The 12,396-nt window shown below is 57.3% G+C and carries 12 protein-coding genes; 2 read left to right on the forward strand and 10 right to left on the reverse strand.

Annotated features, from left to right (window positions below; all coding sequences use genetic code 11):
- Positions 1-2: 2 nt before the first annotated feature.
- From FHS18_RS13995 to FHS18_RS14010, 4 genes are all read right to left on the reverse strand, one after another.
- A complete protein-coding gene (locus FHS18_RS13995; RefSeq protein WP_183600680.1) occupies positions 3-1,724 on the reverse strand; it encodes an ABC transporter ATP-binding protein in 1,722 nt (573 codons plus the stop codon).
- Positions 1,725-1,955: 231 nt separating this feature from the next.
- The gene (locus FHS18_RS14000) at positions 1,956-3,224 is read right to left on the reverse strand and encodes an MFS transporter (protein ID WP_183600681.1); all 1,269 of its coding nucleotides are present in this window, start codon (positions 3,222-3,224) and stop codon (positions 1,956-1,958) included.
- A 68-nt stretch (positions 3,225-3,292) separates the two neighbouring features.
- Positions 3,293-4,615 (reverse strand): winged helix-turn-helix domain-containing protein, encoded by a 1,323-nt coding sequence (locus tag FHS18_RS14005; RefSeq protein WP_183600682.1) that lies wholly within the window; start codon positions 4,613-4,615, stop codon positions 3,293-3,295.
- Positions 4,616-4,660: 45 nt separating this feature from the next.
- Positions 4,661-5,344, reverse strand: coding sequence for an NAD(P)H-dependent oxidoreductase (locus tag FHS18_RS14010; RefSeq protein ID WP_183600683.1), 684 nt, complete (start codon positions 5,342-5,344; stop codon positions 4,661-4,663).
- Positions 5,345-5,597: 253 nt separating this feature from the next.
- On the opposite strand from FHS18_RS14010, the gene FHS18_RS14015 reads away from it, so the two are divergent.
- The gene (locus tag FHS18_RS14015; RefSeq protein ID WP_183600684.1) at positions 5,598-5,969 is read left to right on the forward strand and encodes a winged helix-turn-helix transcriptional regulator; all 372 of its coding nucleotides are present in this window, start codon (positions 5,598-5,600) and stop codon (positions 5,967-5,969) included.
- 93 nt (positions 5,970-6,062) lie between these two features.
- On the opposite strand, the gene FHS18_RS14020 is transcribed toward FHS18_RS14015, so the two are convergent.
- Both FHS18_RS14020 and FHS18_RS14025 read right to left on the reverse strand, forming a co-directional pair.
- Entirely contained in the window at positions 6,063-7,244 is a 1,182-nt protein-coding gene (locus FHS18_RS14020; RefSeq protein WP_183600685.1) for an NAD(P)/FAD-dependent oxidoreductase, read from the reverse strand.
- Between the two features lie 15 nt (positions 7,245-7,259).
- Positions 7,260-7,691 carry a DUF1641 domain-containing protein gene (locus tag FHS18_RS14025; RefSeq protein ID WP_183600686.1) on the reverse strand — a complete coding sequence of 144 codons (432 nt, stop codon included), beginning with the start codon at positions 7,689-7,691 and terminating at the stop codon, positions 7,260-7,262.
- A gap of 383 nt (positions 7,692-8,074) precedes the next feature.
- Here FHS18_RS14025 and FHS18_RS14030 point away from each other — a divergent pair, with 383 nt between their 5' ends.
- A complete protein-coding gene (locus FHS18_RS14030; protein WP_183600687.1) occupies positions 8,075-8,641 on the forward strand; it encodes a GNAT family N-acetyltransferase in 567 nt (188 codons plus the stop codon).
- Between the two features lie 38 nt (positions 8,642-8,679).
- On the opposite strand, the gene FHS18_RS14035 is transcribed toward FHS18_RS14030, so the two are convergent.
- The 4 genes from FHS18_RS14035 to FHS18_RS14050 form a co-directional block, all read right to left on the reverse strand.
- Positions 8,680-8,829, reverse strand: a complete 150-nt coding sequence (locus tag FHS18_RS14035; RefSeq protein ID WP_183600688.1) for a hypothetical protein — start codon at positions 8,827-8,829, stop codon at positions 8,680-8,682.
- A gap of 156 nt (positions 8,830-8,985) precedes the next feature.
- Positions 8,986-10,875: a CotH kinase family protein gene (locus FHS18_RS14040; protein WP_183600689.1), complete on the reverse strand. Its 1,890-nt coding sequence runs from the start codon at positions 10,873-10,875 to the stop codon at positions 8,986-8,988.
- Positions 10,876-10,894: 19 nt separating this feature from the next.
- Positions 10,895-11,599, reverse strand: coding sequence for a DUF4956 domain-containing protein (locus FHS18_RS14045; RefSeq protein WP_183600690.1), 705 nt, complete (start codon positions 11,597-11,599; stop codon positions 10,895-10,897).
- Positions 11,600-11,603: 4 nt separating this feature from the next.
- On the reverse strand, positions 11,604-12,317 hold the full coding sequence (locus FHS18_RS14050; protein ID WP_183600691.1) for a polyphosphate polymerase domain-containing protein: 714 nt from the start codon (positions 12,315-12,317) through the stop codon (positions 11,604-11,606).
- Between the last annotated feature and the right edge of the window lie 79 nt (positions 12,318-12,396).

Here is a 12,396-nt window from a genome sequence, read left to right on the forward strand (position 1 = left end):
AGCTAGGCTCCTTCCTGCGACGCGGCAATATTGCGGTACAAGGCGCTGCGCCGCAACAGCTCGGCATGCGTGCCGCTCGCCGTAATCCGGCCGTCCTCCAGGACGAGAATTCTGTCCGCATGGGCGACGGAGGCGATGCGTTGGCCGATAATGAGGCAAGTCGACTCCTTCATGAGCGACTGCAGCGAAGCGCGAATGCGCTGATCGGTATTCAGGTCGACGGCGCTGGTGCAATCATCGAGAATGAGGATACTCGGCTTCGTAAGCAGCGTACGCGCAATGGACAAGCGCTGCTTCTGGCCGCCGGACAAGTTGACCCCGCGCTGCCCGAGCTCCGTATCGTAACCCTTGGGTAGCCCGACGATGAATTCATGCGCTTGCGCCGCTTTGGCCGCCGCCTCGACCTCGTCGTCAGTAGCCTCCGGCCGGCCGAAACGGATATTGTCGCGGATCGTGCCGGTGAACAGATGCGCCTGCTGCAGCACCATGCCGACTTGCCCGTGGAGGCGCTGGGGCTCCATCTCCCGCACGTCGACGCCATCGATCAGCACAGCGCCTTCGCTCACGTCATAGAGACGCGGGATAAGGCCTACGAGCGTGGACTTCCCCGCACCATTCATGCCGACGATGCCGATCGTCTGACCCGGTTCGGCGCGGAACTGAATGCCGCTTAGCGTCTCGCCATCCGCTTCTTCTCCATAACGGAAGCTGACGTCTTTGAACTCGAGCAGACCGCGGCCCGGTGCCGCTGCAGCTGCCTTGGCAACGCCGGCATCCCGGCCTGTCCGGGCGTCCAACACTTCGTTCACCCGATCAGCCGACGCCTTCGCCTTGGCAATCATCTGCAGCTGGCCGCCAAGACCGACGATCGAGAACAGCAGCTCCGTCACATAGGTAAGGAATGCCGCAAGGTCGCCTACGGGCAGCGAGCCGTCCTTGGACAAGGCGCCGCCGTACCACAGCGCGCCGACGATGCTGAAGTTCAGGATGAGCGCCATCGTCGGCCCGTTAAGCGCGGCGATGCGCGCCGCACGCATGCTTGCGTCGCGGAAGCTCGTATTCGCTTCTCCGAAGCGCCGTTCCTCATAGTCGCCGCGCACGAACGCCTTGACTACCCGGATCCCGGACAGATTCTCCTGCAGCACCGTATTCACGCTGTCTAACCGCTTCTGCACGGTGCCGAACATCGGAACGGTCGCACGCGTCGTCACGATGAGAAAGACGACCAAGAGCGGAATCATCACCAGCAGAATAAGCGACAGCTTCGGGCTGATCGTCACCGCCATGATGATGCTGCCCCCTGCCAGGAACAAGCAGCGGACGAGCATGCGCAACACCATGAGCACCAGCTGCTGCAGCTGCGTAATATCGCCGGTCAGCCGCGTGACGAGCGAACCTGCGCCGAACCGGTCCAGCGTGCGGGACGACAGATGCTGCACCTTGGCGAACAGCGCCTCCCGCAGATCGGTGCCGAAGCGCTGGGAAGCGATCGTCGAGAACACGGTGCAGCCGACGCCGCCGATGAGACCTACTAACGCAATGCCGATCATAATGAGGCCAGTATGCACGATATGATCCAGATTCCCGGCCGTAACGCCGTCATTGACGATGCTCGCCATCAGCCTCGGCTGCAGCAAGTCCATCGCCACCTCGAGCAGCATAAAAAGCGGCGCGAGCAGCGCGACCCACCCATACGGCTTGATATAACGCATAAGCTTCATCATAGGAGCGCCTCCTTATCTAATCCATTGTAGCGGAATGATTATGTATCGAAGCAAGACCGGCATAAAAGCTTGCCAATCCTTGTAGTATACAAATTGGAGGCGGCAGGGAGCAATGGATTTTTCACAGGTCGCAGATGGACTTTTGACGCCATGCCTCACTCTCCCGTGCTTGCAGAATCTTGGCCGAGACGGCAAAAGACGGCTGACACGATATGGTCAGCCGTCTTCAAGTTAAGCCGATTCTCCGGAGCTGACCGCCTCCGTAACGGTAGCGGCGCTTCCGCCCGCTTGCTGTTTCATGCGCGAATAGGTCCACAGCGCAATGCCGACGGTCAAACAGCCGACGAATGCAAATACGCTTCCAGCCCCCCACCACGCGGCCAGGGACGCGCCAATGACGGGCGCGATCAGCATGGAGCTGGTCTGGAGCGCATTGGCAAGCGCAGATACCGGACCGATCGTCTCCTCCGTCGTCTCCGTCTGCAAGACGTATCCGAAGGGAACCGCGCTCTGCGCGCCGCAATACCCGATCGCCGCGCAGAGCGGCAGCCAGAACAGGAGCACCGGCGGAATGACGCCCATGGCGGCAAGTCCGACCACGACGATGAGCAGACCGGACACGATGCCCCATCGCGTCATATGCGCGATCGGATGCCGCTGCCAACCGCTCCATTGCCCCGCCGCGACCGCGCCGCCGACGCTGCCGACGCCCACCGCGCCGATCATCAGTCCGAAGCCGTCCTCATTCAAGCCCGCCTCCTGCGCTAGCAGCACGAACAATCCGTCATACAGAAAGATGAGAAAAAAGACGGCGGACACATAGACGACCGCGGCCTTCAGCCGTGCCCTTCCCAGCAGGAACCGCCACGCTTCGCGCAAGCCGCCCGCTCGCTTCTCTTCCTGCTCCGCCTTGCCGCTCCATGCCGGCAAGAAGCAAAGCGCGGCGGCGGACAGCAGGTACAACCCGCCGCTAAGGAGGAACGGCGCCTTGGTCCCGAGCCACGCCATAAGCGCGCCGCCGGCCATCGGGCCGAAGATCTTCGTCAGATTGGCGGACATTTGGCTAAGGGATGACGCCTGTGCCAGATTCGCCGGCTCGACGAGCCGCTTCACCGCGCCTTGCCGGACCGGATCGAAGACGGCGGTGATGCTGGTCTTCATGAGCACGAGCGCCAGCAGCACCGGCAGCGATGGCGCCCAAGCCAGACAACAGGCGACCACCATATGCAGCAAGCTGCAGACGACGAGCATCTGCTTGCCCGGCAGGCTGCGCAGCCGCACGCTCAGGAGCGGACCAAGCAGCACGTAAGGCGCGCCGATGCAGACCGAGAGCGCGGCAAGCGCCATCGAGCCATGCCCCCAGGCATAGACGATAAGCGCGCTTAGCGCGATAAAATCAAGCCAGTTGGCGAAGTCCGCCATTACCTGGCCGAGGAAAAGCTGGCGGAATCCCCGCTCCTTGAGCGGACTCCACAGCATCGTGCGTTTGGCTCGTTCCATTCCATAACCTCCGGTAAGTACAATATCGATGATGTTCATCATCTTACCGAACAATTATCAGAGCAATATCAGAGCCGTCCGAGATGCCGCTCCAGCTGCTGCCCGATCCGTGGAGCGATCGCGTCCAGGCCGATCTTCGCGGTCAGGCGCTCCCACGCTTTATCGAGGGCATTAAGATCTTCCCCCCATGCCGCAGCAGCGGCAAGCACCGTCAGCGTCCGGTAACCGTTCATTAAGTTGGCGAGGAACTGCGACTGCTCCAGCAGCGCGATGCCTTCCTGTACGAGTTCCAGCCCCTGCCGCTTATCCGTCCTATAGGACCAGACGCCCTTAAGAATCCGGAACTGTCCCTCCTCCCGCATATACGGATACCGGCGAAGCTGTTCCTCTACCTTCGCGATCGCTTCCTCGACCAGCGCGTCCTTCCCTGCCCGCAGCACATACTCCAGCCGTAAATTCGCCGTATAGGGCATGAGCCCTTCCCAATGGTTCTGCTCCACCTGAACGGCGAGATCATCGAGCTTCTCCTTCGCGGCCTCGAATTCGTTCCAATCCATCAGCATCGACACGATATTGATTGCGGCAAGCTCCATATGCCAGGGTTCCGGCAGCAGCCGCGCCCGTATGGTTGCCTCGATGTACCGCCTGTTGGGCACCGGTGCGACGAACTGGTTGAAGTACAGCAGCAGGAACGCCCGCTCCACGAAGCTTCCCTCCGACTCGTCGACGATAAAACGCACATCGCCTTCCATCACGCGGATAAGCAGCTGCAGCGTCGGGTCGACCTCGAATCCGAGCACCTGTTGGTGACGGGATAACGTAAGGAGCGCGTCGCCTCGTCCATACCGTACGTAGGTGTCGGCAATTCCTTTCATCTCCTCGGTAAAAGCGGCCAGCCGCTGCAGCGGATTGTCCGCGATACGGCTCTCTCGCACCCGCAGCCGGTAACCGAGCCCGCGGATCGTCTCGATCTGAAGATCCGCGGCCCACATCGCCAATTTGCGGCGCAGCCGGTACACATGGTCGTCGACGGTGCGGTCGACCGGCGCCTCAAGCGGCCATACGCCATCGAGCAGCTGCTCCCGGGTTAAGGTATGGCCGGCATGCTCGTATAGATAACGCAGCAGCGCGTACTCCTTGGGCAGCAGCACGACCGTGCGGCCCTTCCATCCCACCGTATAAGCGCCTGAATCCCAATCCACCTGTACGCACCCCATTCTCGCTCTCATCGTTAGCTTTAACGTATCATATTTGGTGCGCTGAGGTGAACCCGCTTGAGCAGCCGTGATGACGCAAGCGGGTTTATTCGCGGTGAACCGGTCATCACAAGCTCCGTCATCGCGCTGGTTGCCGCCGATATCGCCATTAAGCCGAAAAGCCGCTGCAGACACAAGCGCATTCGCCTGCCGTCCGCAGCGGACCATCCCGCCTTGCCGCTATTTAATTACCCAATCCACGACCGCCTCGACCGGCTGTCTCGTCTTCGCCCGCGGCTCGCGCACGCGGTAACCGAAGGCGACCATGCAAGCCACGCCGAAGCCCTCATGCAGAATGCCCTTCTCTTGCAGGACGCGTTCCACACCGGATTTGTCGAAACCTTCGATCGGGCATGAATCGATCCCGATCTGCGCCGCAGCCGTCATCATGTTGCCCAGCGCGATATAGGTTTGGCGCGCGCCCCATTCGAACATGGCACGCTCATTTTCCAGCAGCTTGAAGTCATGCTCGAGGAAATTGCCATACATCTCGCCCTTCCCTTTCACCACTTCCTCCGGCAGCTGCTGCACGTGCCTCATCATATGTTGGATATGCGCCGAGTCAGCCGTCAGCCCCTCCTTCGTGCGGGAGAGCAGAATGACAAAATGGCTCGATGTCGGCAGTTGCTTCGACGCTCCCCACGTGACCGGCAGCAGTTGCTCACGCACTTCCTTATTCTGCACCACCACGAACTTCCAAGGCTCGAATCCGAACGAGCTCGGCGACAACCTTCCTGTCTCCATGATGAAGGCGAAGTCCGCGTCGGTTATCTTCTTAGCGGGATCGAACTCCTTGCAGGCATGCCGGAACCGATAAGCCTCGATTATTTGTTCCTTTACGGTCTGTTTCACAGCTGTCTCCATCTCTCATCCCATCCTTTGTCGTCATTTCTCCTTTAGCTTAAAATGAATTTCCAAAAAGCGGAAGTACGCACATTGCTGTACGATAGGCACACCGTTGATACTAAGCCTCACATTTTCCTGTGCTACCGCACCCTAGAACCCTCCTGATCGGAAGATCCGGGATGCTGCATTGACCAACATATGCGCATGTATATAACATATGGGTATGTAGCAACCTTTTGTATACCGCAAGCTTAAGGAGGAGAACGTTCATATGGCGAATCGCGGGGGTAATTTTCGCGAGCTTCCGAGCGGCGAGGCCTGCCCGGTTGAATTCACGCTGGATGTCATCGGCGGGAAGTGGAAGGGCGTCTTGCTGTACCATCTCATCAGCGGCACGAAGCGGTTCAACGAATTCCGCAAGCTATGCCCGATCATTACGCAACGGATGCTGACGCTGCAGCTGCGGGAGCTAGAGCAGGACGGCATCGTCCACCGCGAGGTCTACCAGCAAGTGCCGCCGAAGGTCGAATACTCGCTTACTCCGTTCGGGCGGACGCTGGAGCCGATTATTCTCAGCATGAAACAATGGGGCGATACGTATCGCGAACAGGCTTTGTCGCTCATGAACCGGGATGAAGCATGAAGCGTAACGACGGCTTCTTATTCTGTAGATATTGCGCAACGCAAAGAGGTCGCCGGTTGGCGACCTCTTCTTGTTCGGTTACATTCGCAAGTCTTAGTAAGCCAGTGCGAACAGACCGTGGATATGGGACAGGTAGCGGATGTTGGACGCTTCCTTCATTGCTGTTGCAGCGAAACCTTTCAGATGCGTTTGGTTGCCGCCGATCATGCCGATTGCGTCTTTGCGGCCGAGGCTGCCCAGCGTACCGGAGAATACTGGCGTGAACACATCTTCAACGCCGCCTTTGAATTTGACAGCCAGGTTATGGCCGACAACTTCACCCATTTGCCATGCCAGCTGCGCCGTTGGCGGGTAAGGACGTGCGCCTTCGCTCGGGATAACGACCGCGCTGTCGCCAGCGAGGAAGACATCCGGGTGCGATACGGAATGAAGCGTCTCGGTAACCGATGCACGGCCACGGTTCACTTCGATACCGCAGTTTGCAACAACCGCGTTGCCGCCTACGCCGCCAGTCCATACGAGCGTGTTCGTCTCGATCGTTTGGCCGTCTTTGAGGGATACGGTTGTTTTCGTCATTTCTGTAATCGCCAGACCTGTCAGGAACTTCACGCCGCGCTTCTCGAGGGAAGCGTACGCGCGGTCAACGAGCACTTGCGGGAAGCCCGCGAGGATCGAAGGACCTGCCTCGACACAGTACAGTTCGATGTCATTGAAGTCAATGCCTTTTTGACGGCACAGCGCAGGCAGTTTGTCTGCGAATTCGCCAACAAGCTCGATGCCTGTCAGACCGCCGCCGCCAACTACGATACGTGCGTCCGCTTTGTTGCCGGATGCTTTGTAAGCGTCCAGGCGAGCTTCGACGTGAGCGCGGATTTTGTTCGCGTCGTTCACGGATTTCAGCACGAAGCTGTTCTCTTCCAGACCTGGGATACCGAAGAATGCCGTCTCGGAACCAAGCGCGATAACAAGCGCATCGTAAGAGTATACAACGCCGCTTGCGAGCTCAACGCTCTTCTGGTCTGGCTTGATTTGCGTAACCGTGTCGATGACCAGGTTAACGTTCTTGTCCTTCAGCAGCTTGGCAAGCGGAAGGGATACAGCTTTCTCCGCGATGCTGCCTGCAGCAAGACGGTGAAGCTCGGTAATGATTTGGTGAGTTTCGAAGCGGTTCACGAGTGTGATCGTCGCTTCTTCAGCCGACAGGTATTGGCGTGCTGTGAGCGCAGTCAGCAAGCCGCCGTAACCGCCGCCCAGGATCAAAATTTGCTTCGACATGTTTATCCCCCGTTCCTACAGTTTGTTCTGATCGCGTTCAGCCATAGCGTTCAGGAACGCTTGAGCGAAGCGGAGCGTTTTTTGGACTTGCGGATCTTTCAACATTTTGAGCATACCGAACAGGCCGATCGATGCCGTCTCCGCTTGTGCGCGGTCGTTAGCTTCGATCGCCGCTGCCGCAACGCCTTTCACTTTCTCGGTAACAGGAGTCACGAACTCGCCCAGGCCGACTTTAAGGTCATCAATCAGAACATTATCTGTCGCTATGCTTTGCGCGAAGTCGTAAGATTTCGTCAGCAGCGTGACGAGCTCAGCGAGCTTTGGCAGGTTCTCCACGAGAACCGTCAGCGATTCTTGCACCTCTGGCTTGATCAATTGATCCAGGACATCGATCTGTTTGCCTGCAGCAGCAGCCAGCTCAGCCGTTTGAACTTCAGGTGTTGACATAAGAAAACGTCCTCCTTTACGGATAATCACGGTTTGGTTACCAGCTCGTTCCTGCCCCTCATCCACGAACCACTATTTGAAACAAGCGTCTTGTGACAGTTTTCACATAAAAAGCCAAGGCTTAGTTTTCGTTCTGTAGTTACGCTTATGATGTCTCTCATTCGGGATATTCATCCCGTCGTGACGAATAGGCAGGCACACGAATTCGAACCTTCTTTTCTATTCTACACCTTTGACGAAATGGTGAAAATGATTTTTTTCAAAATACAAGAATTTATACAGGGCGCTGCCTTATATTGGCCGTCCTTCCGTTCTCACTTTGTTCATTTTCCGGTGGTACAATGAACGTAAATCAACTGACAACCATAAGGAAGTGCACCCACGTGAATGACGCCGATTTCTTCACCAGTCTGCCCGTCCTCGCCACGGAACGCCTCTACTTGAGACCGATGACGGAGGACGACGCCGATGAGCTGTATCACTATTATCGCGATGAGCGCGTCACCCGCTACCTGGATTGGAACGGTCCATCGTCGGTAGAGGAAGCGGCAGAGCTGATCGCGCAATGGAACGCCAAGTTCGATGAGAAGCAGCTCATTCCATGGGGTATCTGCCTCCAAGACGACCATACCCTCATCGGCACCGTTATGTGCATGCCGATGAGAGGCACGTTCGAGGATCAACCGCTGCACCCGGTGAATATCGGCTTCGAGCTGTCGGCGGATCACCACCATCAAGGCATCATGACCGAAGCGCTGCATGCCGCGATTGCGTGCGTGAAAGAAACGTTCCATATCCACCGTCTCCAAGCCGAAGTGGTACCGGATAACGGCGGATCACTTACGTTGCTGAAAAAGCTCGGGTTCAAGCAGGAAGGACTGTTGAAGCAGTATCTGTGGCACGGCGCGAGTGCCGTGTTTATGGATGTGATTATGCTGGCTCTGATCTAGGGTAAGCGGCGGTATTCGCGATAGAGATCAAGCGGAGGTTATTCCACCTCTTCCATTCCTAACAGAATGATCTCTTCCGGGTTTACCGTCCACTTGCCCTCCTTGGTTTTCACCACGGACAATAGCATGTCTTGCCGGTACTTCCAATCGGCCGTTCGATCATGGACGACGCACTCAATCTCCCTCAAATCCGCTTTCTTCGGTTTTCCATAAGGACTCTCGTAAACCCTCACAATTTTGTCCGGTACATCGTATTCCGCATCCAAATAGAACGTACTGCATCATCTCCCCCTCCTTGGCATGCAAAAAAGCTGCCCGATTACGCTCGGACAGCTTTCTTCTAGCTACAATCTCTTCCGCTTGTAGAACACGACTACCAAGCAGGAGAGCAGCAGGATGACGACCGCGATGCCTGCGGTAATCGCTTCTTGCGTGCTTCCTTGCGCCTGGGCTTGGCCGCCCTGCATACCGCCTGGGCCACCGCCCATACCGCCTCCGCCAAAGCCTCCCGCCATACCGCCTTGGCCGCCTGGACCACCACCCATGCCGCCTCCACCGAATCCGCCGCCGAAGCCATCCGGCGGCTCACCGTCAGGGAAGCCTTGGCCTTGACCTTGACCGCCCGGCGCCGCTTGGCCGTTCTGGCCTTGCTTGATAGCTCCAGCTTGATTGCCTTGAACCGACTGGCCATCGGTGTTCTGGCCGGCTGCGGCCTCGGCTTGCACCGCGCTGCCTTGCTCTTGCCCCTCGGCAGCGGCGCCCGCGTTCAGCGCGACTTCGCCGTTTTGCACCTTCACATTCTCCGGCTGCTGAGCCGTTCCCATCGCCTCGGTTGCCGCGCCGTTGCCGGTCTGACCGCCGCCCGCGCCTTGGCCGTCATTGCCTTGTCGCATGGCGCGGCCGCTGCCACCCATGCCACCGCCGCCCATACCGCCGCCGCTGCCGGAACCGTCTCCCGAAGAAGCTTTCGTACCGTCCAGCTGTTTGCCGATGCTCGTCATCTGCGTGTCGTTGAAGCTGATCAGCTCCGGAATCGCGGCTTCGTATTGCTCATACGTATAGAACGCCGTCGGGTCCTGCTTCACGTATTCGGAGATCATCGCCTGCAGCTCCGCTACGCGCGCCTTGAACGTATCGCTCGCCAAGTAGCCTTCCATCGCGCTCGTGAGCATCGCGTGGTACCGCTCCTTATATTCGTCCACGGCGAGCAACTTCGCCACAAGCGGCCGCTCGGACAGCGTGCCTTGCGTCGGCTCGTCGATCATGACGCCTGATCCGCCGAATCCGCCGAACGCCATATTGTAATCCCATGGCAGGACGGAGAAGATGCCGCCCGTCTCGTACAAATAATAGTTGTGTTTATTCTGGCCCAGGTAGCTGTCCATATTGCTGGACAGCACGTTAAGCGCAATGAACCCCAGCGCCTCTTCGACGTCGAGCACCGATTCATAATCGGTTCCGTTATTCAACTCGTCCAGGAAGTCCAACAGCACGCCGTCGTCATCCTTGTCGGATTTAAGATCAAGCCCCGCGTACGCTTCGAGCGTCTCCAGCCACGTTAATTCGCTGCCGTTGCCGCCATTGGCTTTGTACAAAGCGCCATAGGCATCGCCGAAGTTGCGCTTCAAGTATTCATCGCCGATCTGTTCGACCGCCAGATAGAACCCTTTGAGCTCCCCGTTCACGTACACGTTCACGTACGAATACTTGGGCGTCGGCAGTCCCATCGACTCAGCCAGTTCATACGCGAGAAATTCGCGCATGTAGGTCGCGTCGCTGTAGTTGTTGTTGAGATTGATTTTGGTCAGCCCGTAGAGCGTCTGGCTGGAAATATATTCATCGAACGACAGTTTGAAGCTGTAACGGTCCGAATCCGAATTCACGACGCTGCGCAGGCTGAGGTTCCCTTTCGTCCGGATCGCGACGTTCGTAAGCTTCACCCCGTTGTATTCCACCGTGGCGGTCTTGTACGCCTCGTCGCTCGCATTGTCCAGCATATCCTGAAAATCTTCCTCGTCGATCGTAATCTTCACGTCGACGACCTTTTCCTTCGGAAACACGACCTCGTCTTGCTTCTGCTCATTCGCGGATTTCGCAGTCGTATCCGCTGCGGCTGCAGTGACGGCCGATGAGGCCGAACCCGACGTGCCGGTTGCGGTGCTGCCGATCCCCGAACAGCCGGTAAGCCCGAGCATAAGCGCCAGGAGAAGAAGAGGAGCTGCCTTCGCTTTCATCTCATATCCCGCTCCTTCCTTACGATACGTAGTCCCCGCTGTAGCTGATCAAGACCGCGTTCTTCACGCCTCTGAGATCGGACACTTGGTTAATGAACTGGCCTTCCTTGTCGCTTAGGCGAATCTCGAGCGTCGTCTCGATATTGCCGTGGGTGACCGTCTTCTGCTTCACGTTATAGCGCTTCACCAGCTTGCCGACCAGCTTGTGGGCCTCTTGCTCGCTCTCGTCGCTGTCGCAATTGATGACGAGCAGATATGGCGTTTCGAACGACGTTTTCTTAATGAAGAAGAACATGACCAGACCAATGATGACCGAGCTGATGATCGCCAGCGTGTAGAAGCCCGCGCCGGTAACGATGCCCGCCGCAGCTGCCCAGAACAGGAAGATGAGGTCCGTAGGGTCTTTAATCGGCGTCCGGAAACGAACAATAGAGAGAGCGCCGACCATGCCGAGCGAGAGCACGAGGTTCGAATTGACGGCGATAATGACCGTAGCCGTTACCATCGTCATGCCGATCAGCGAGATGTTGAAGCTCTTCGAGTACAGCACGCCGCTGAACACCCGCTTGTAGAGCAAGTATATGAAGAAGCCGATCAAAAAGGCCACGCCGAGCGAGAGCAGCATTTTGGACAGATTGATGTCGGACGTGAAATTGTCGACCACGGAGTTCTTCAGCAAGTCCGTGAAGCTTGTCGACTCCGTAGCCGTTGTGTTGGTTTCCATGTGTTTAATAATCCTCCCATGTGTTGAATTTCAGGAATTTGCGGCAAATGACGTACTTCGACGCGGATTGGCGGTTCAGCCCCTCGAGCTGCAGCGCGATCTTGATGTAGTCGGGGATGTACTCGTCGAATTTGACCTCGAGAATCATCAGATTGTCGTCGATCGCCCGAACCGGATCCAGCTCCTTGTTGAAAATATCCGTCGCATGCAGTCCCGTCCGCAGCTCCTTGTCGAACGTGATCCGCACATTGCCGTTGTGGCACACATACGGCTCCCGGACATAGTCCACGATGACCTTCGGGCGCAGCAGGTTGTGCTTCATCTCGTTGTATAACTCCATCATGAGCGGCTTGTCGGGGCGGTTCAGCACCTCGTAGTTCCCCGCCATAATGGACTCATACATGTCGCGGGTGAGCGATTCCTTCACCTTGGCGATGAAGTCCCCCTTCTTGATCTTCTTCTCGAAGTGGATGATTTTGTCTTCGACGTTATAGATGCGAATGCGGTATTTCTTCCGGTCCCGCACCCCGCCCAGCTTCTCGTGCAGCGCCGTATTGTGCATATCGTCGAAATAAAGGCTGCGAATATGGTACTCGCCGGTCGGTCCGACATTCTTGTCGGGAAGCATCAAATTTTTTAACCGCTGCCGAATGGTGTAGAATTGATGGTAATTGATAAAAAACTTCAATTCATGCCGGAACTTCAGCTTTTGACTCATTGCACACCTCTTTCTAGCTGGCTTTCATAGACTGCAGCTTCGCGCTGCTTTATCGTGGGGAAGCTTCACTTCATCATTA

Origin of the sequence: Paenibacillus phyllosphaerae (assembly GCF_014192105.1) — a bacterium.
GTDB classification, from domain to species: domain Bacteria; phylum Bacillota; class Bacilli; order Paenibacillales; family Paenibacillaceae; genus Paenibacillus_Z; species Paenibacillus_Z phyllosphaerae.